Origin of the sequence: Polaromonas sp., from assembly GCF_029945685.1 — a bacterium.
Lineage (GTDB): Bacteria > Pseudomonadota > Gammaproteobacteria > Burkholderiales > Burkholderiaceae_C > Polaromonas.
Genome location: NZ_JAQSDA010000025.1, coordinates 194,777 through 213,922, shown reverse-complemented (window position 1 = coordinate 213,922; position 19,146 = coordinate 194,777). Strand labels below are relative to the sequence as shown.

General features: G+C 61.2%; 21 protein-coding genes and 1 tRNA gene. 13 read left to right on the top strand and 9 right to left on the bottom strand.

The genetic code is table 11. The annotated features are described in order from the left end of the window. Positions 1-39 precede the first annotated feature (39 nt). Positions 40-1,347: a cytosine permease gene (locus PSV26_RS16865; protein ID WP_300572287.1), complete on the top strand. Its 1,308-nt coding sequence runs from the start codon at positions 40-42 to the stop codon at positions 1,345-1,347. Here PSV26_RS16865 and thiD read toward each other — a convergent pair. Next, on the bottom strand, positions 1,331-2,194 hold the full coding sequence (thiD, locus tag PSV26_RS16860) for a bifunctional hydroxymethylpyrimidine kinase/phosphomethylpyrimidine kinase (protein ID WP_300572285.1): 864 nt from the start codon (positions 2,192-2,194) through the stop codon (positions 1,331-1,333). The two genes, PSV26_RS16865 and thiD, sit on opposite strands and share 17 nt — an antisense overlap. A 166-nt stretch (positions 2,195-2,360) precedes the next feature. On the opposite strand from thiD, the gene PSV26_RS16855 reads away from it, so the two are divergent. Both PSV26_RS16855 and PSV26_RS16850 read left to right on the top strand, forming a co-directional pair. After that, positions 2,361-2,436 (top strand) — tRNA-Asn (locus PSV26_RS16855). A 144-nt stretch (positions 2,437-2,580) separates the two neighbouring features. Next, positions 2,581-2,808, top strand: a complete 228-nt coding sequence (locus PSV26_RS16850; protein ID WP_300572283.1) for a hypothetical protein — start codon at positions 2,581-2,583, stop codon at positions 2,806-2,808. 191 nt (positions 2,809-2,999) lie between these two features. On the opposite strand, the gene PSV26_RS16845 is transcribed toward PSV26_RS16850, so the two are convergent. Continuing rightward, positions 3,000-3,704 (bottom strand): hypothetical protein, encoded by a 705-nt coding sequence (locus PSV26_RS16845; protein ID WP_300572281.1) that lies wholly within the window; start codon positions 3,702-3,704, stop codon positions 3,000-3,002. 24 nt (positions 3,705-3,728) lie between these two features. On the opposite strand from PSV26_RS16845, the gene PSV26_RS16840 reads away from it, so the two are divergent. The 4 genes from PSV26_RS16840 to PSV26_RS16825 all read left to right on the top strand — a co-directional run bounded on the left by PSV26_RS16840 (position 3,729) and on the right by PSV26_RS16825 (position 7,105). Next, on the top strand, positions 3,729-4,436 hold the full coding sequence (locus PSV26_RS16840) for a hypothetical protein (protein ID WP_300572279.1): 708 nt from the start codon (positions 3,729-3,731) through the stop codon (positions 4,434-4,436). Positions 4,437-4,692: 256 nt separating this feature from the next. After that, positions 4,693-5,466: a leucyl/phenylalanyl-tRNA--protein transferase gene (aat, locus tag PSV26_RS16835; protein ID WP_300572277.1), complete on the top strand. Its 774-nt coding sequence runs from the start codon at positions 4,693-4,695 to the stop codon at positions 5,464-5,466. Then, positions 5,463-6,224 (top strand): arginyltransferase, encoded by a 762-nt coding sequence (locus PSV26_RS16830; RefSeq protein ID WP_300572275.1) that lies wholly within the window; start codon positions 5,463-5,465, stop codon positions 6,222-6,224. The genes aat and PSV26_RS16830 overlap by 4 nt, the downstream gene beginning before the upstream one ends. Positions 6,225-6,313: 89 nt before the next feature. Further along, on the top strand, positions 6,314-7,105 hold the full coding sequence (locus PSV26_RS16825) for an IclR family transcriptional regulator (protein ID WP_300560760.1): 792 nt from the start codon (positions 6,314-6,316) through the stop codon (positions 7,103-7,105). A 106-nt stretch (positions 7,106-7,211) separates the two neighbouring features. Here the strand turns inward: PSV26_RS16825 and pbpG are convergent, their stop codons facing one another. The 6 genes from pbpG to PSV26_RS16795 all read right to left on the bottom strand — a co-directional run bounded on the left by pbpG (position 7,212) and on the right by PSV26_RS16795 (position 14,742). Further along, positions 7,212-8,273, bottom strand: coding sequence for a D-alanyl-D-alanine endopeptidase (pbpG, locus tag PSV26_RS16820; protein WP_300520298.1), 1,062 nt, complete (start codon positions 8,271-8,273; stop codon positions 7,212-7,214). A 193-nt stretch (positions 8,274-8,466) separates the two neighbouring features. Continuing rightward, positions 8,467-10,005 carry a 2-isopropylmalate synthase gene (locus PSV26_RS16815; protein WP_300520295.1) on the bottom strand — a complete coding sequence of 513 codons (1,539 nt, stop codon included), beginning with the start codon at positions 10,003-10,005 and terminating at the stop codon, positions 8,467-8,469. A 217-nt stretch (positions 10,006-10,222) separates the two neighbouring features. Continuing rightward, a complete protein-coding gene (gene pssA, locus PSV26_RS16810) occupies positions 10,223-11,035 on the bottom strand; it encodes a CDP-diacylglycerol--serine O-phosphatidyltransferase (RefSeq protein ID WP_300572273.1) in 813 nt (270 codons plus the stop codon). Between the two features lie 175 nt (positions 11,036-11,210). Continuing rightward, positions 11,211-12,227, bottom strand: coding sequence for a ketol-acid reductoisomerase (gene ilvC, locus PSV26_RS16805; protein ID WP_300520291.1), 1,017 nt, complete (start codon positions 12,225-12,227; stop codon positions 11,211-11,213). A gap of 140 nt (positions 12,228-12,367) precedes the next feature. Then, on the bottom strand, positions 12,368-12,859 hold the full coding sequence (gene ilvN, locus PSV26_RS16800; RefSeq protein ID WP_096665291.1) for an acetolactate synthase small subunit: 492 nt from the start codon (positions 12,857-12,859) through the stop codon (positions 12,368-12,370). A 101-nt stretch (positions 12,860-12,960) separates the two neighbouring features. After that, positions 12,961-14,742, bottom strand: coding sequence for an acetolactate synthase 3 catalytic subunit (locus PSV26_RS16795; protein WP_300520287.1), 1,782 nt, complete (start codon positions 14,740-14,742; stop codon positions 12,961-12,963). Between the two features lie 298 nt (positions 14,743-15,040). On the opposite strand from PSV26_RS16795, the gene PSV26_RS16790 reads away from it, so the two are divergent. The 6 genes from PSV26_RS16790 (at position 15,041) to PSV26_RS16765 (ending at position 18,536) form a co-directional block, all read left to right on the top strand. After that, positions 15,041-15,607, top strand: a complete 567-nt coding sequence (locus PSV26_RS16790) for an RNA polymerase sigma factor (RefSeq protein ID WP_300520285.1) — start codon at positions 15,041-15,043, stop codon at positions 15,605-15,607. Then, positions 15,604-16,032 carry a DUF3619 family protein gene (locus tag PSV26_RS16785; RefSeq protein WP_300520282.1) on the top strand — a complete coding sequence of 143 codons (429 nt, stop codon included), beginning with the start codon at positions 15,604-15,606 and terminating at the stop codon, positions 16,030-16,032. Before PSV26_RS16790 ends, PSV26_RS16785 begins: the two co-directional genes overlap by 4 nt. Before the next feature lie 39 nt (positions 16,033-16,071). After that, a complete protein-coding gene (locus PSV26_RS16780) occupies positions 16,072-16,818 on the top strand; it encodes a DUF3106 domain-containing protein (RefSeq protein WP_300520279.1) in 747 nt (248 codons plus the stop codon). A 103-nt stretch (positions 16,819-16,921) separates the two neighbouring features. Further along, on the top strand, positions 16,922-17,443 hold the full coding sequence (locus PSV26_RS16775) for an RDD family protein (protein ID WP_300572271.1): 522 nt from the start codon (positions 16,922-16,924) through the stop codon (positions 17,441-17,443). A 68-nt stretch (positions 17,444-17,511) separates the two neighbouring features. Then, positions 17,512-17,952, top strand: a complete 441-nt coding sequence (locus PSV26_RS16770; protein WP_300520274.1) for a diacylglycerol kinase — start codon at positions 17,512-17,514, stop codon at positions 17,950-17,952. Next, positions 17,949-18,536, top strand: a complete 588-nt coding sequence (locus PSV26_RS16765; protein ID WP_300572269.1) for a TIGR00730 family Rossman fold protein — start codon at positions 17,949-17,951, stop codon at positions 18,534-18,536. The genes PSV26_RS16770 and PSV26_RS16765 overlap by 4 nt, the downstream gene beginning before the upstream one ends. A gap of 131 nt (positions 18,537-18,667) precedes the next feature. On the opposite strand, the gene PSV26_RS16760 is transcribed toward PSV26_RS16765, so the two are convergent. Beyond that, complete coding sequence (locus PSV26_RS16760; RefSeq protein WP_096665314.1) at positions 18,668-19,006, bottom strand: P-II family nitrogen regulator; 339 nt, start codon at positions 19,004-19,006, stop codon at positions 18,668-18,670. Positions 19,007-19,146 lie beyond the last annotated feature (140 nt).

Below are 19,146 nucleotides of genomic sequence, written 5' to 3'. Positions count from 1 at the left end.
CCTCGCAAGCCGACCTGCCATTGACACAAGGAAAAGTTGATGGCCACCCTACCCGCTACCCCCAATACCGCACTCACGCCCCTGGCCCAGGGAGACCGCCTGTTCGGCTGGCGCGAACACGCCGCGCTCTGGCTCAGCCTGGGCGTCGGCCTGCTGGTCATGCAGATCGGCGCCTACCTGGTGCCCGCCCTCGGCACCCAGGCGGCCATGGCGGTGATTGTGGTCGGATCCATCCTCGGCGCCGGCCTGCTGGCCTGGACCGCCAAGATCGGCTGCGACAGCGGCCTGTCGAGTGCCGGCCTGATGCACGCCACCTACGGCAGCAGCTTTGCGCGCCTGCCGGTGCTGCTCAACATCGTGCAGCTGATCGGCTGGACCACCTTCGAACTGGTGGTCATGCGGGACGGCACGGTCGCCATCGCCCGGCAGTCGGGTTCATTTGTCGCCTCCTTCTGGCCGGTGCTGGCTACCCTGCTCTGGGGCGGCGTGCTGATTGCGCTGCTGTCGGGCTCCATGGTCAAGCTGGTGCGCAAATTCATTGGCCGTTATGGCTTGCCGCTGGTGATTGCCTCGCTGCTGTGGCTGACCTGGCAGTTCCTCGGGCGCGCCCACGCGCAAGGCTGGCAGGAAATCTGGAACCGTCCCGGCGCAGGCGGCATGAGCACGCTGTCGGCCCTGGACCTGGTCATTGCCATGCCGGTGTCCTGGCTGCCGCTGGTGGCCGATTTCGCCCGCCATGGCCGCGACGGCAAAAGCGCGCTGCGCGGCACCTGGCTGGGTTACGCGATTGCCAACACCTGGTGTTACGGCCTGGGCGTGCTGATTGCACTGACCACACCGAGTACCGATCTGGTTGCCGCGCTGCTGTTGGCGCAAGGCGGGCTGATCGCCCTGGGCCTGATCCTGATCGACGAAGTGGACAACGCCTATGGCGACCTGTATTCCGGCTCGGTCGCGGGCCACAGCCTGAAACCCGGCTGGAGCCTGCCCCGCTGGGGCATGGCCCTCGCCGTCCTGTGCACCGGCCTGGCGCTGGTGCTGCCCATGCACAGTCTCGAGCCTTTCCTGCTGATGCTCAGTTCGGTGTTTGTGCCGCTCTACGGCGTGATCCTGGCGCGCCTGGCCGGTACGCCGAATGTGGCCGCGCTGGTGGGAGCCAAAAAAGTCAATGTCGGCGCGGTCGTGATCTGGGTGCTGGGCGTGGCCACCTACCACCTGTGCGCCAAACTCGCGCCCGAGTGGGGCGCGGCGCTGCCCACACTGGCTTTGACCTTTGTGCTCGCGCGTGTGACCCGCGCCCGTTCCGGACCGGCCACCGGAGAACGCGCACTCAGCCCCGCGGCTTGAGCGGGTTCAAGGGCTTGAGCCGCATGGCCAGGGGCGCATGCCCGTGGTTCAGCGGCCCGCTGCCGGCGCCGGTTTTCACCCTGGCGCCGGCCAGCAGTGCCGCACGTACGTAAGCCCGGGCCATCTCCACGGCTTCCAGCAAGGGCTGCCCCAAGGCCAGTCCGGCCGCAATGGCGGAAGAAAGCGTGCAACCCGTACCATGCGTATTGGCACTGTGAATGCGCGGCGCATGCATCCAGTGCCTTTCGCCCGCTGCCGTCAGCAGCAGATCCATCACCGTGTCGCCCGGCAGATGCCCGCCCTTGAGCAACACCGCGCGTGCGCCCTTGCCCAAGAGTTCGTGGGCGGCCGACTCCATGTCATCTGCATTGTTCAGCGGCCGCCCGACCAGCAGGGCAGCTTCGTCCAGGTTGGGCGTGACCAGCACCGCGCGCGGAAACAGCTCCCGCACCAGAACTTCGATGGCCGGGTTGTCAATCAGCACCGCGCCGCTGGTGGCCACCATCACCGGGTCCAGCACAATTTTTTCAAGCGCATGGCGCTCAATCGCCTCGGCCACGGCCAACACAATCTCGGGTGAATGCAACATGCCGATCTTCACGGCGTCCACACCGATGTCCTCGACCACCGCATCGATCTGGTCGCACAGCATGGCCGGAGGCACACCGTGAATGGCCCGCACGCCCCGGGTGTTCTGCGCCGTCAGCGCCGTGATCGCCGTCATGCCGTAACAGCCGAGCGCGGCAAAAGTCTTCAGGTCCGCCTGGATGCCCGCCCCGCCGCCGCTGTCCGACCCCGCGATGGACAACACGCGCGGGTACTCGAATTCAAAAGTGGTGTAGCTCATGGAGAAAAGTGTTTCCCGGTGGGTCAGGCCCTGCAAAGGCGATGCCGGATTATCGGGGAAGCCGCTTGGCGTCATGCGCGCCGGGGATCAGCGCCTGAATTCTCGGCCCCGAGTTCAATCCTGAGCCAGAAGTCCAAAAAAGTCAGGCTATAATCTTAGGCTGTATTCCTCAATAGCTCAGTTGGTAGAGCGCCGGACTGTTAATCCGTAGGTCCCTGGTTCGAGCCCAGGTTGAGGAGCCACGATAAATGCATTCAACATGCACGCAAAAAGCCGTAAGTTTCAACAACTTACGGCTTTTTCTTTGAAAAGAATCTAGATTCGCAATTCGGCGAATTTTGTATATGCTGATTGCTGAGACGTCTACTCTTCTCGGAGAAGCAATCATGGGTTCTTACAAGCGCAAAGATGGCACGACCATCGCCACCACAACCATTTACAACAAAGCGCTGAACAAACGCGGCATTAGCAAGCTGATTCATGTAGTCCCTGCTCATCCCGCGTTCAAAAGCCCACAGTTTGCTATGACGTTGGCCGCCCTTTTCGGGACTGAATTGCTGGCTTGCGTGGCAGAGAAGAGCGGGTCAACGGACGATAAAGCCGATAAAACGTGACAAGTTAGCTCTTCGTGCAGGCGCGATGGTGTTCAACTATTCGGCACCGCAGACCAGATCGGTAATTCATCGATGTCGAAACGCTGCGTGACGATGTTCGAGAACCCATATCGATGGCGACCTGTTCTACGCTGCGTCGCTGTTCAGACATGACTGATCCTTGGCGCTGAGAGTGAGCCGCGCAACTTCAGCTAGGCCAACTTGCTCTGTCCAGCAGTTTCGTGTGAAGGAGAGGTGTATGTCAGCCGCCCAGCGGCCATGAGCGTTGCTGCGCTCTCCTGTTTTAATCGCTCAACCAGCTCAATTTCCAGCCTTTTGTACTCTTCGTCTATCCATTTAATTGCGCACTGGGTGAGGAGGGTGAGATTACTTACGTGTTCGTCGTCCAGCGTAGTTGCTACAAGACTCATGTAGAACAACGGGAGATTCATAAACTTCTTGCCGGTGGCTGGATCAATCTTGATCCCAACACCAAGCTTACCTTGAGTCCAGGAGTTTTCATCATGCACGAGTGTCTTGTTGCGCAGCGTTTCGAGCCGGCGGAAAGACACCATCGCGGCGGAAGGCTCGGACCGAAATACTCTTGTTGCAGAAAGTTGAGTTCGCCCCCCTACGGCTGGACTCGCAAAACATTTGAAGAATCGGACCATCGCGGCATTCCAAATAGCCTCGCGCTCAATGACAGGTGTGTGATATGGAAGTAGCAGCTTGAGACAAGCGGCAACGAATTCCAGGTCAAATCGGTGCAATTGAAGGTCGATCATGCGCCTAGCTATAGGCCCTTCCAGCTTATAAATCGGCACATCCCCATCCGGCACCGCGGGCATCGTCCCGTCCAGTCCGATCGACGTCATACTGATTTTTTGGTGTATAGCATTTTGGCTGGGATCATTCATTTGCGAGAGCCTTTGGGGGAGTTGGTGACAATTCGCACCAGCGTAACCTTGATGAGTTGGGCTCCGCAGTTATTATTTACGTCAAGGGGGCTTGAAATGGCGAAAGTCGGAGATTCAGTCCGCAAAGCGATAGAGGACTGGGAAAAAGGTGAAGCTGAATTCGCCATGCTGCATGCTTGCAATGCAGTGGATGGAACTGCTAGAAAGTTACGCCCCGATTTAGGTAGCAACGCTCGATTCACGGGGTTTGTGCGCGATAATTATTCGCTATTCGGACCGATGGGAGCACCGGGGATTGACCTTGTGAAAACGCGATGGCCGGTAAAAGTACCGTATCCCAAGGCTGCTGGTGGCCTGCCGGATATTGCAGACGTCATATACGGGATTCATCGGTGTACGCATGGTCACGGTGCCGAGCTTCCCGATGGGTTTGACCTGATTGCCGATGCAGCAGGTCCCGCCCAAATCACTAACATGGAGATAGAAGCAGGAAAAGTTCACCTGTCGGACCGCGTGATTTTCGGGTTATTAGCTATTGCTGTTCTTTCACCCGCAAATATTGGTCAATCAGTGCCAGTTGGGTATCACCTTAGCTTTGCAGGGACAGCGTTTCCTATCAACGAATGGTGGGGGCGGGCGGAAGACTTCCGAGCCGTTCTTGCCCAAGTCTCATTACCCAGCGTCACACTCGACTTTGGCGATTGGATGGTTGGGTATCTCAATGGCGTGTAACCCGTCTTTCCAATAGACAGCCTTCCGTAGACACTGAGCTACAGCATCAAGCCACGCGTGGCAAGGGTTTCCATCTACCCAGAACAATCGTTTTGGTTCCCCGTGTGCCCCAGACGGGGAGCCAAATTTGAAGCCTGGACGTGCACAACGTCCAGGCTTTTTTCGTTGGCGGGGTTACCATTTGCAGGTGCTGTCCATGCGCCGCCGGCGCAGGCAACCAGCACGCCAGCCCACACCCTTGCCTCACACCCCTGCCATGCGCAAGTCACCCCACCCCCTGCCCTGGCTGGATGCGGACGAACTTTTTCCTCCGGTGGAAACGGCGTGGGCCGAGGGTGATCCGGCACCTGGCCTGCTGGCTGCGGGGCGCTCGCTCGATGTGACGACCTTGCGGCAGGCCTATGCGCTGGGCATCTTCCCGTGGTTCGGGGTCGGCCAGCCCATCCTGTGGTGGAGCCCCGACCCGCGCATGGTGTTGCGCACCGACAATTTCAGACTGCACCGCTCGTTGCGCAAAACCCTGCTGCGTTTTATCGGTGCAGCCGGTCATGAGATCCGTTTTGACACGGCTTTTCCGGAAGTGATCCACGCCTGCGCCAGTACGCCACGCGACGGCCAGCCGGGCACCTGGATCGTGCCGGACATGGTCAAGGCCTACACCGCCCTGCACCGGGCCGGCTACGCCCACAGCGTGGAAACCTGGGTCCACGGCCGGCTCGTCGGCGGGCTGTATTGCGTCAACCTGGGTGCCATGGTGTTTGGCGAGTCGATGTTTGCCCACCAGACCGATGCGTCCAAGATGGCCCTGGCGGCGCTGGTGGCTTTCTGCCGGGCCAGAGGCCTGCCCATGATTGACTGTCAGCAGAACACGCGGCACCTGGCCTCGCTAGGCGCTGCAGAAATTCCCCGCGCGGAATTTGCCCGGCAGGTGGCCACCCTCGCGGCCCATGCGTCACCCCGCTGGGAGTTCGACGTCCTATACTGGCAGCAGCTATTGACGGCGAGCCCACAGAACGACCGGACGACGTGACGCACCTCAAAGACCTGCCCCTCCAGACGCTGCAGTTTTACGCAACAGCGCCCTACCCCTGCAGCTACCTGCCGGGCAGGCAGGCCCGCTCGCAGGTCGCCACCCCCAGCCACCTGATTCACAACGCCGCCTACTCGGAGCTGGTGACCAAAGGCTTTCGCCGCAGCGGCATGTTCACCTACCGTCCTTATTGCGACGGCTGCCAGGCCTGCGTGCCCCTGCGCGTGCCGGTGGCGACTTTCCAGCCGGACCGCAGCCAGCGCCGCGCCCGCAAGCAGCACCAGGCGCTGCAGGTTCGTGTGCTCAAGCTGTGCTTCATGCCCGAGCACTACCAGCTCTACCTGCGCTACCAGAACGGCCGCCACGCCGGCGGCGGCATGGACCATGACAGCATCGACCAGTACACGCAGTTTCTGCTGCAAAGCCGCGTCAACTCGCGCCTGGTGGAGTTTCGCGACACCCTGCCCAATGGCGAAGCCGGGGCGCTGAAAATGGTGTCCATCCTCGACGTGCTGGAAGACGGTGTGTCGGCGGTGTATACGTTTTACGAGCCCGACGTGCACACCAGTTATGGCACCTACAGCGTGCTCTGGCAGATCGAGCAGGCCCGGCAACTGGGCTTGCCCCACGTGTACCTTGGCTACTGGATCGCCGAAAGCCCGAAGATGAGTTACAAGGCCCGTTTTCTGCCGAACCAGATCCTGGTCGACGGGCAATGGGTGAACTCCGCAACCCAAGCGCCAGCCAGCGCAATCTGAGTACCCGCCCATGAGGCAGGTCAAGGCAACGCGGCGGCCGGCAACGGGGTGGTGATTTCACCAGCTAAAATCTGGTGAAGGTCGCCCCCATGAAAAAGCAAGATTCCCTCGCCTCACCTGCCAAACCCACTGTTCAGGTCATTGAACGCATGTTCACCCTGCTGGAGATTCTGGCGGGCCGCGAGGAAGCCGTCTCGCTCAAGGAAATCAGCGAGAAATCCGGCCTGCACCCGTCGACAGCGCACCGCATCCTGAACGACCTGGCCACAGGCCGGTTTGTAGACCGGCCTGTGGCCGGTAGTTATCGGCTTGGCATGCGCCTGCTGGAACTGGGCAACCTGGTGAAGGCACGCCTGAGCGTGCGCGACGCAGCGCTCACGCCCATGCGCGAACTGCATCGGCTGATCCAGCAACCGGTCAACCTGAGCATGCGCCAGGGCGATGAAATCATTTACGTCGAACGCGCCTACAGCGAACGCTCGGGCATGCAGGTGGTGCGCGCCATCGGCGGGCGCGCGCCGCTGCACCTGACGTCGGTCGGCAAATTGTTTCTGGCGTTTGACGACCCCCAGCGGCTGCGCACGTATGCCACCCGCACCGGCTTGCCCGGTCAGACCAAAAACAGCATCACCCAGCTGGCGGTTCTGGAGCGCGAGCTCTCCAAGGCACGCCAGTACGGCATTGCCCGCGACAACGAGGAACTGGAGCTGGGGGTGCGCTGCATGGCTGCCGGCATTTACGACGACCAGAGCAAGCTGGTGGCGGGACTGTCGATTTCTGCACCGGCCGACCGGCTGGATGAAAACTGGCTGCCCAAACTGCAGTCCACCGCCAGCGAGATCTCGGCGGCGCTGGGCTACAAACCCAACAACTTCAAGTAAAAACGGGCCCTGGCCCTGGCCCTTGTCCGCTGTGCGCTGGCAGCTACACTTTTAGTAGCATTCCTAGCGGACCGACCGGTTGTCCGGCCAGCGGAAAAAACGCAACTCAGCCGTTATTAGGCTGGGCAGTGGCGCTGATTTTGGGTGCACCGACAGGTTGCGATTCGACCCAGCGACGGACGCGCTCTGCGTCGCCAAGGCGGCTCAATTTGCCGGCCGAATCAAGAAAAACCATGATCAGCTTGCGCCCTGCGATTTTGGTTTGCATGACGAGGCATTGGCCGGCTTCTGAGATGTAGCCGGTTTTTTGCAGGCCAATTTCCCACTCGGGATTTTTCACGAGGCGGTTGGTGTTGTTGTACTGCAGAGTCTGGCGCCCGACGGCAACCTGGTAGCCGGTCGAGGTGGACAACTCGCGCAGAACCGGGTCGGCATGGGCAGCGTTGACCAGCGTCGCCAGGTCCTGGGCGCTGGACTGGTTCTGGCTGGACAACCCGGTCGGTTCCACATAACGGGTGTCCTTCATGCCCAGCATTCTGGCTTTCGCGTTCATCAGGCCCACGAAGGTGGACAAGCCGCCCGGGTAAGTGCGGCCAAGCGCGTGCGCGGCACGGTTCTCGCTGGACATCAGCGCCAGATGCAGCAGTTCGCCGCGTGTCAGGCTGGCGCCCACGCGCAGGCGGGAGCTGCTGCCCTTTTCGGTGTCGACGTCGTCCTGGGTGATGGTGACGGTTTCGTCCATCGGCAGATGCGCGCCGCTGATGATCACGCCCGTCATCAACTTGGTCAGCGAAGCGATGGGAAGCACTGCATGGTCGTTTTTGCTGAACAGCACTTCCCGGGTATCCTGATCGATCACCAGGGCCACGCTGGATTTCAGGTCAAGAGGGTCCTGTGCACTGTGCAGGCCCGCGAGCTGGCCGTATGACAACCGGGGCGGCGAGGCCACGATCACCACGGACCTCCGCGGGGATTTGGAAACGAAGCGGGCGCTTTTCCGGCTGGAAATCACCGTTTTCGACACCGTCTTTGCGGCGTGTGACTTTTTAACGATCTGGCGCTTCGCGGTGGCGGCGTCCGCAGCAGGCGAAATCAAGGCGGCCGAAAAGGTAAGAATTCCAACGACCTGTAAGGTCTGTTTGAAAATCGAATTCAGCGTGATGGACATTGATTCGTCTCCAGATGCGATTAATACGAAACCGCAGTGTATACAAATAGAAAAAGTCACGCAATATCAAAAGCTTGCGTGACTTTCCTAAACGCAACAGTGAAGACAGGCTCCAAGTGGTTTTCAGGCGTGAAAAAAACCACAAATTTTTACTAAACTGTTGAATATAAAAGGTTTTTTAAAACTTTTCGAATCAACCCTGGGCTGCAACCCGGTCAGCTTTACTTTGTAATTTGCTCAAGGCACTCAGATAGGCCTTGGCAGACGCGACCACGATGTCGGGATCAGCGCCGACACCATTGACCACACGCCCGCTGTTTTGCAGACGCACCGTGACTTCCCCCTGGCTCTCCGTCGATCCGCTGATCGCGTTCACGGAGTAAAGCACCATCTCTGCACCGCTTTTGACATGGGTTTCAATGGCTTTGAGGGAGGCATCCACCGGGCCATTGCCATCCGACTCGCCGCGGACTTCCCTGCCGTCAACGGTGAAAACCACCGTCGCCTGTGGCCGCTCGCCGGTTTCGCTGTGTTGGGACAGCGAAACAAAGCCGTATTGCTCCTTCTCGTGGGTCACGCTTTCGTCGCTGACCAGCGCCAGGATGTCCTCGTCGAAAATCTCGCTCTTGCCGTCGGCCAGTTCCTTGAACCGGGCAAACGCAGCGTTGGTGTCGGCCTCACTGTCCATCTGGATGCCCAGGTCCTGCAGGCGCTGCTTGAAGGCATTGCGCCCGCTGAGTTTGCCCAGCACCATCTTGTTGGAGCTCCAGCCCACGTCTTCGGCACGCATGATCTCGTAGGTCTCGCGCGCCTTCAGCATGCCGTCCTGATGGATGCCGGAGGCGTGGGCAAAGGCGTTGGCCCCGACCACAGCCTTGTTGGGCTGCACCACAAACCCGGTGGTCTGGCTGACCATGCGGCTGGCCGCCACGATATGCACCGGATCGATGTTCATCTCCAGGTTGAAATAGTCCTTGCGCGTGCGCACGGCCATGACAATTTCTTCGAGCGAGCAGTTGCCGGCGCGCTCGCCCAGGCCGTTGATCGTGCACTCGACCTGGCGGGCACCGCCAATCTTCACACCCGCCAGAGAATTGGCCACCGCCATGCCGAGGTCATTGTGGCAATGCACCGACCAGACGGCCTTGTCACTGTTGGGGACGCGCTCGCGCAGCGTCTTGATGAAGTTGCCGTACAGCTCGGGGACGGCGTAGCCGACCGTGTCGGGCACGTTGATCGTGGTCGCACCTTCGGCAATCACGGCCTCAATGACGCGGCACAGGAAGTCGACATCGCTGCGGTAGCCGTCTTCCGGGCTGAACTCGACATCGGCCACCAGGTTGCGTGCAAAACGTACCGAAAGTTTGGCCTGCTCCAGCACCTGCTCCGGGCTCATGCGCAGCTTCTTTTCCATGTGCAGGGCACTGGTCGCAATGAAGGTGTGGATGCGGGCGCTGTTGGCGCCCTTGAGCGCCTCTGCCGCGCGGGAAATGTCCCGGTCGTTGGCGCGCGAGAGCGAACAGATGGTGGAGTCCTTGATGGCATTGGCAATCGCCTGCACCGCCTCGAAGTCGCCATTGGAGCTGGCGGCAAAGCCGGCCTCGATCACATCGACCCGCAGGCGTTCGAGCTGGCGGGCAATGCGCAGCTTCTCATCACGCGTCATCGACGCACCGGGCGACTGCTCACCATCACGCAATGTGGTGTCGAAAATGATCAATTTATCTGCCATGCTTGTTCTCCTGAGAGGTCGGTCTGGTAATCAAAAAACGCAGCCCAAAACAAAACGGCCCGCTGCGTTTGCATACGGGCCGTTTGGAATCGCGCGCGTGCGCTATCGCCTGAGCCCGTGTCGGTCCAGTAGCGATAGTGCAAGCGAAATTCGTTTCATGGAATTCAATGTACCACAAATTATGGCCGGGGTCTGGCCGGAGGAAATCGGACGGCGCCTATTTGTGCAGGCCGCGTTCATCCGGCTCGTCGGTCGAGGTCGAGATCACGCTGGTCTGCTGACCCTTGGCCTTGCGCCAGCCATACAGCACGTAGCCGGACAGGCCGTAAATGACAAACAGGCCAAACATGACGGTGGGCGGGTCGATGTTGATGACGGCAATGCCCAGGGCAATCAGAACGATGACGGCAAACGGAACGCTGCGCTTGAGGCTGACGTCCTTGAAACTGTAAAACGGCACGTTGGTCACCATGGTCAGACCCGAGTACAGGGTCAGTGCAAACATGAGCCAGCGAACTTCCTCGCCGCGCACGCCGGCCTCGGTCATCAACCAGATGAAGCCAGCGACCAGCGCCGCCGCCGCCGGTGAGGGCAGGCCCTGAAAGAAACGTTTGTCGACGACCGCCGTGTTGACATTGAACCGGGCCAGCCGCAGTGCTGCGCAGGCGCAGTAGACAAAAGCGGCGATCCAGCCCCAGCGGCCAAGGCTCGTCAGCGCCCACACATAGGCAATCAGTGCCGGCGCCGCACCGAACGAGACCATGTCCGCCAGTGAATCCATCTGCTCACCAAAAGCACTCTGGGTGTTGGTCATGCGTGCCACGCGACCGTCCAGGCTGTCGAGCACCATGGCGGCAAATACCCCGATCGCCGCTTGGTCGAAGCGGCCGTTCATGGCCATCACGATGGCGTAAAACCCGCCGAACAGCCCGGCGAGCGTGAAAAGATTGGGCAGGATGTAAATGCCCTTGCGCCGTTTGCGCGGAACAGCTTCCTCGGCCTCGATTTCAGGGTCGTGGCCGTCATGCATGGAAGGTGCTCCACGTTTCGGAAAAAGAGGTGCGCCCGGGGTACGGTGCAGAGAGTGATTCAGTCATGCCCAGAGGATACCAAACGGTCGGGCGCAACAATAAAAAAAGCCGCGCAGGTGGCCTGCGCGGCTTGAAGCTGAACCTGGCCGGGCCTGAAGATGCCCGGTAGCTCCGTCAGTTGCGGGTCTGGTCAACCAGCTTGTTTTTCGCGATCCAAGGCATCATGGCGCGCAGTTTTTCGCCCACGATTTCGATCTGGTGCTCGGAATTGAGGCGTCGGCGGCTCAACAGGGTTGGCGCACCGGCCTGGTTTTCCAGCAGGAAGCTCTTGGCGTATTCGCCGGTCTGGATGTCCTTCAGGCACTTGCGCATGGCTTCTTTCGTGGCCGAGGTCACGATGTTCGGGCCGGTCACGTATTCACCGTATTCGGCGTTGTTGGAGATCGAGTAATTCATGTTGGCGATGCCGCCTTCATAAATCAGGTCGACGATCAGCTTGAGCTCGTGCAGGCACTCGAAGTAGGCCATTTCCGGCGCGTAGCCGGCTTCCACCAGCGTCTCGAAACCAGCCTTGATCAGCTCGACGGTGCCGCCGCACAACACGGCCTGCTCGCCGAACAGGTCGGTCTCGGTTTCTTCGCGGAAATTGGTTTCGATGATGCCGGCCTTGCCGCCGCCGTTGGCCATGGCGTAGCTCAGGGCCAGGTCACGGGCCTTGCCGCTCTTGTCCTGATGCACGGCGACCAGGTGGGGCACGCCGCCACCCTGGGTGTAGGTGTTGCGCACGGTGTGGCCGGGAGCCTTGGGCGCGACCATCCAGACATCGAGGTCGGCGCGCGGGATCACGGCACCGTAATGCACGTTGAAGCCGTGGGCAAACACCAGCGAGGCGCCCTGCTTGATGTTGGGAGCCACGTCGTTCTTGTAGACAGCGCCGATTTGCTCGTCAGGCAAAAGGATCATCACGACATCGGCCGCCTTGACGGCATCAGCCACTTCAGCGACCTTGAGGCCGGCTTTTTCGACCTTGGGCCAGGATGCACCGCCCTTGCGCAGGCCGACCACGACCTTGACGCCGCTGTCGTTCAGGTTCTGCGCGTGGGCGTGGCCCTGGCTGCCGTAACCAATGATGGCGACGGTTTTGCCCTTGATCAGGCTCAGGTCGCAGTCTTTGTCGTAATAAACTTTCATTTTTCTCTCCGAAGAAATTGTCTGCAGGTTCTGGCGAAAATGCCCATCGACAGGCTCAGGGCGAACGATCAACGCATATCGCCTCTGTCAAAATCCGTTCGCGTTGAGCCTGTCGAAACGCGCGCACGGACCACTGAAAATCAGACTCTCAGAATTCTCTCACCGCGCCCTATACCACTCGAGCCGGTACGCACGGTTTCCAGAATTGCGCTGCGGTCAATCGCTTCCAGGAAGGCGTCGTTCTTGGACTGGTCGCCGGTCAGCTCGATCGTGTAACTTTTCTCGGTCACATCGATGATCCGCCCGCGGAATATATCAGCCATGCGCTTCATTTCCTCGCGCTCCTTGCCGACGGCGCGGACCTTGACCATCATCAGTTCGCGCTCGGTGTAGGAGCCTTCCGTCAGGTCCACCACCTTGACGACCTCGATGAGTCGGTTCAGGTGTTTGGTGATCTGCTCGATCACGTCGTCGGAGCCCGTGGTCTGGATGGTCATGCGCGACAGGCTGGCGTCTTCGGTCGGTGCCACCGTCAGGCTTTCGATGTTGTAGCCGCGCGCCGAAAACAGGCCGACCACACGGGAAAGAGCGCCCGGCTCGTTTTCCAGCAAAACTGCAATGATGTGTTTCATAGAAAGATTCCTCTTTTCGCTGCCCTCCCCCGCGCACGGTAATGCGCGGGCTCGGCAGACAATAGATTCGTCAGGTGACGGTTAAAAAATGGGTGCGCGGCTTACAGGTCTTCGGACCCGAGCAGCATTTCGGTGATGCCCTTGCCGGCCTGCACCATCGGGAACACGTTCTCGGTGGGGTCGGTGCGGAAGTCCATGAACACGGTGCGGTCCTTGAGCTTGCGCGCCTCGCGCAGTGCCGGTTCGACGTCTTGCGGTTTTTCGATCAGCATGCCGACGTGGCCATAGGCCTCAGCCAGCTTGACGAAATTGGGCAAAGCGTCCATGTAGCTGCTGCTGTAGCGGCCCGCGTACTCCACTTCCTGCCACTGGCGCACCATGCCCAGGTAGCGGTTGTTCAGCGAGACGATCTTGATCGGCGTGTTGTACTGCAGGCAGGTGGACAGCTCCTGGATGCACATCTGCACCGAGCCTTCACCGGTGATGCAATACACCTCGCTGTCCGGCCTGGCCAGCTTGATACCCATGGCGTAGGGAATGCCCACGCCCATGGTACCCAGGCCGCCGGAATTGATCCAGCGGCGCGGCTCGTCGAACTTGTAGTACTGCGCCGCCCACATCTGGTGCTGGCCCACGTCGGACGTGATGTAGGTGTCGGCGTCCTTGGTCATGTTCCACAAAGTCTCAACCACGTACTGCGGCTTGATCACATCGCCCTTGCCCAGGCTGTATTTCATGCAGTCGCGCTTGCGCCAGCCCTCGATGGTTTCCCACCAGCCGCCCAGCGCATTGCCGTCGGGTTTGAGGCCGGACTCCTTGATCATCGCGATCAACTCGGTCAGCACGTCCTTGACGTCGCCCACGATGGGGATGTCCACCCTGACGCGTTTGGAAATGCTCGACGGGTCGATGTCGATGTGGATGATCTTGCGTTCGTTCTGCGCGAAATGTTTCGGGTTGCCGATCACGCGATCGTCAAAACGCGCGCCGACGGCCAGCAGCACGTCGCAATGCTGCATCGCGTTGTTGGCTTCGATGGTGCCATGCATGCCCAGCATGCCGAGAAATTTTTTGTCGCTGGCCGGGTAGGCGCCCAGGCCCATCAGGGTGTTGGTGCAGGGGTAACCGAGCATGTCCACCAGTGTGCGCAGCTCCTGCGAGGCATTGCTCAGCAACACGCCGCCACCGGTGTAGATGTAGGGGCGCTTGGCCGTCATCAGCAACTGCAGCGCCTTGCGAATCTGGCCGCCGTGGCCCTTGCGCACCGGGTTGTAGGAACGCATTTCGACGGTTTGCGGGTAACCGCTGTAAGGCGTCTTGTTGAACGAGACGTCCTTGGGGATATCCACCACCACCGGACCGGGCCGGCCGCTGCGCGCAATGTGGAAGGCCTTTTTCAGCGTGTCGGCCATCTGCCGCACGTCCTTGACCAGGAAGTTGTGCTTGACGATGGGGCGCGTGATGCCGACGGTGTCGCACTCCTGAAAGGCATCCAGGCCGATGGCGTGCGTGGGCACCTGGCCGGTGATGATCACCATCGGGATGCTGTCCATGTACGCCGTGGCGATGCCGGTGACGGCATTGGTCACGCCGGGGCCCGAAGTGACCAGCGCCACACCCACTTCGCCGGTGGCGCGGGCATACCCGTCAGCCGCATGGACAGCCGCCTGCTCGTGGCGAACCAGCACGTGCTGGATCGTGTCCTGCTTGTAGAAAGCGTCGTAGATGTGCAGGACGGCGCCGCCGGGATAACCCCAGACATGCTTGACACCTTCAGCCTGCAGGGCCTTGATGAGGATTTCCGCGCCGCGGAGTTCTTGCGGAGTTGAAGAGGCAGAAGCTGCCGCTGATGCCGAAGCGAGTTCGGCTTTTGTGATTTCCATGATGAACCTTTGTGAATTTCTCTAACGAAATACCTTGGGTGCCTCTTCGCCCACTCTTGTGGAGTAGCGTCGAGACTTGAGGCCAAAACCATGGGCGGAAACATATCCCGCCGGGTCATGACCCGTTTGCTGTTTGAATTGCAACTCGTATTATCGCATCCGGCGGTGCGCGCCCGGCAGAGAATGGAAAAAATTCCGGCCGGCCCTTGCTTGATGCGATAATTTTGCAGCTTCGGACGCTTCAACTCGCCCGAAAACACAACAACGACGGCGCTGGGACAAATCGGGACGCATTCCCTTGGCAACTGAACAAGAACTCTCCGATTTCCTGAAAAACGTTGAAAAGCGCGCCTTCAAGCGCAGCGTCTACCATGTCCGCGACGACGAGGCGGCGCTCGACATCGTTCAGGACAGCATGATGAAGCTGGCCCAGCACTACGGCGACAAGCCTGCGGCCGAGCTGCCCATGCTGTTCCAGCGCATCCTGTCCAACACCACGCTGGACTGGTTCCGGCGCCGCAAGACGCGCAACGCCCTGTTTTCGAACATGAGCGACTTTGAGTCCGCGGGGGATGACGGCGATTTCGACCTGCTTGAAACTTTAGAGGCTTCAACCAACTCTGAGGGTACGGAAAGCGCCCAGGATGCGACCGAACGGGCGCAAATCTTGCAGCAAATCGAGGTAGAGATCAAGGAACTGCCAGGTCGTCAACGAGAAGCCTTTCTGATGCGTTACTGGGAGGAAATGGATGTTGCTGAAACAGCTGCCGCCATGGGTTGCTCCGAGGGCAGTGTGAAAACGCATTGCTCGAGGGCCGTCCACGCACTCAGCAAGGCTTTGGCCGCCAAGGGAATAAAACTATGAACCACTCACTGCAAAAACGCACCGACATCCTGCAGGACCGTTATGGCCTGAAAACCGCGTCCTACCTCTCCGCAGGCGCTGCGGACCTGCCGTACGACATTTCCGAGCGGCTGCGCGCCGCCCGTGCGCAGGCCGTGGCCGCCCGCAAGGTGGCCAGGGTGCAGACCGCCGCCGTGACCGCCGCCAGCGGCACTGGTTCGGTGCTGAGCTGGGGTTCTGGCGAGAGATTCGGCCTGTGGTACCGGATCGGATCAGTCCTGCCCCTGATCGCCCTGGTTGTCGGACTGCTCGCGATCAACTCCCTGCAAACCGACAACTTCGTCCAGGAACTGGCCGAGGTGGACTCCGCCTTGCTGACCGACGACCTGCCGCCCGACGCCTTTTCCGACCCCGGATTTGTGCAGTTTCTCAAGGTCAGCCGCTAGGGGCCGCGGGGGCCCTTGCACAGAAAGACGTTTACATCGATGCCTCTGAGCCTGTCCCGCCATCCTGCGCGCCTGCAAGCCGCAGGTGACACCCTGATTCATGCCCGGCAGTCCCGGATGTTGCCGGCATGGGCCGGGCTGACCTGCCTGGTCCTCGGTGCCTTGGCGACGGGCGCCAACGCCCAGACGCCCGCGCCCGTCGCAGCGCCAGCGCTACCCGCCAAAACCGTGGTTGCCCAGGCCACTTTTTCGAGCCCGCTCTGGACCGAGCTGAGTGCGGTGGAACGCGAGATCCTCCAGCCGCTGGCGCCCACCTGGAACAAGCTGAGCCAGACCCACAAGCGCAAATGGCTGCAAATGACCAAGAGTTATCCGGCGCTTTCCACTGAAGAACAGGTCAAGATGCAGGGGCGCATGAAGGAATGGGTGGCGCTCAGCCCGCAGCAGCGCGCCCAGGCGCGGCTGAATTTCGCAAAAACCAAAGAGCTGTCCAAAGAACTCACGGCTGAAGAAAAACAGGCCAAGTGGCAGGCTTACCAGGCGCTCAGCGAAGAAGAAAAGCGCAAGCTGGCCGCCAAGGCGCCTCCCAAGCCGGCGGGCGCGGCGCCGGCGGCCAAACCAGTGGCGGCCCAGAAACTGGCGACGGTGCCTTCGCGCGCCGACAAGCCAAAGGGCAAACCAGCGACTAAAATCACGGCGACGCCACCCGTTGCCGGGCAACCGGACCTCCTGTCGGCCACCGTGCCGGCCGCCGCGCCCGGCGGCATGTCACCGGCCAAACCGTAGACGGCCAGGGCACGGCCGCTGCGATGGCCCGGCACAATCAACCGGCGGCTTTGGCCGCGCCGGCCCGGCCGTATTTCACCGACCTGACCTGAACGCGATCAAATTGACAGACTCATCCGCCAACCGCCTCCCCACCCCTTCCCTGCGCCGGCGCATGGCCTGCTGGTTGTATGAGGGCATGCTGATGTTCGGCGTGGTGTTTATTGCCGATTACCTGTTCAGCACCCTGAGCCAGACGCGCAACGCCATGGAGAACCGCAATGCCCAGCAGGCCTTTCTGTTTGTCGTGTTCGGCATTTACTTTGTCTGGTTCTGGGCCAAAGGCCAGACCCTGGCCATGAAGACCTGGAACATCCGCCTGACCGACCTGCAAGGGCAGGCCGTGAGCCAGAAACGGGCCTTTGTGCGCTACACCCTGAGCTGGCTCTGGTTTTTGCCACCGCTGGCCGTGAGCTGGCTGCTCGGGCTGGACGTGCGGCAGGCGCTCGTGCTGGCCGGCGGATGGATCGCCATCTGGGCGATCCTGTCGCGCTTTCACCCGGACCGGCAGTTCTGGCACGATGCGCTGGCCGGCACCCGTCTGGTCTCCAGCCTTCCCGCCGGCGCGCCAGCCCAGGCTGCCTGACGCCTCGCGTTGCCTTTGCCATGCCAGAGCCGCATCCCACCGTCACAGAGCTGCGCGACAATCGGCCCATGCCTGAACCCGCTGCCACCGCATCTCCCCTCCCGCTTCAGGACTCCCCGGCGTCCCCCCAGCCCGCCAATCCCCAGAAAGACCGCAAAGGCCTGAACCGCGTCTGGCACGCCTTCGGCTATTCGGTGGCGGGCCTGCGGGCCGGATGGCAGGAAACAGCCTTTCGCCAGGAAGCCATCGCTTCGCTGGTGCTGCTGCCGGCCGCCGTCTGGCTGGGCCGCAGCTGGGTTGAAACTGCCTTGCTGGCCGGCTCGGTCATCCTGGTGATGATCATCGAGCTGCTCAACACCGGCATAGAAACCGCGATCGACCGTATCGGCCCGGAGTGGCACGACCTGTCCAAACGCGCCAAAGACATGGGCAGTGCCGCCGTGCTGCTGAGCCTGCTGCTGTGCGCGGGCATCTGGGTGATGGCGCTGTTCCAGAGGTTTCTCGCATGACACCCGCTTTTTCCGTCTGCGTTTATTGCGGCTCGCGCCCGGGCGCAGACCCCGGATTTTCAGAAACCGCACGCCAGGTCGGCCAATGGATTGGCGAGCATGGTGGCCAGCTGGTGTATGGCGGCGGGCGCAATGGGCTGATGGGTGTTGTCGCCGACGCCACCCTGGCCGCGGGCGGCCGCGTGATCGGTGTGATCCCGAAGGCGCTGGTGGAGAAGGAATGGGCCCACACCGGCTGCACCGAACTGCACGTCGTGGACACCATGCACGAGCGCAAACGCATCATGGCCGAATACGCCGACGCCTTCCTGTCGCTGCCCGGCGGCATAGGCACGCTGGAAGAGTTTTTTGAAGTCTGGACCTGGCGCCAGCTGGGCTACCACGCCAAGCCGGTCGGCCTGCTCAACCTGAACGGTTATTACGACCACCTGCTGGCTTTTCTGGCCACCTCGGTCAGCAGCGGCTTCATGAACGACTGGCAGATGGACCTGATTCATGTCGCCGTCGAACCGGCGGCCCTGCTGGAGCAACTGGTGCAGGTCGCAGGCATGGCGACCGAAGGGCTGCGCCTGGACCAGATCTAGACCAGCCTCTGGGGGGCTACCTCTACGTCTTTACAAGCAGGGGCCGCGGGTCCGGCTCCGCCGGCCCGCAGGCGCAGCGGCCCCCTCGGGGGGCAGGAAGCTACACGAAGTGAGCGACCGTGGGGGCATATCTAGACCGCGGCTTCGTCCTCTTCCCCGGTACGGATGCGCACCACACGCTCGACGCTGGTGATGAAAATCTTGCCGTCCCCGATCTTGCCGGTGCGGGCAGCGCGCACGATGGCGTCCACGCAGCGGTCCACATCCTCGGTTTTCACCACCACCTCGACCTTGACCTTGGGCAGGAAGTCGACCACGTACTCGGCGCCACGGTACAGCTCGGTGTGGCCTTTCTGGCGGCCGAAACCCTTGACTTCAGTGACAGTCAGACCGGTGACGCCGCATTCGGCCAGGGCTTCACGGACTTCTTCGAGCTTGAAGGGTTTGAGAACGGCGGTAATTTGTTTCACTGAATATCTCCGTTGGTTTTAAATTGTCGAAGCCTGATAGACGGGCATCTCTTCATCAGCCGGGGCCGCGGGTCCGGCTCCGCCGGCCCGCAGGCGCAGCGGCCCCCTCGGGGGGCAGCGCAGTACGCGAAGCAACAAGC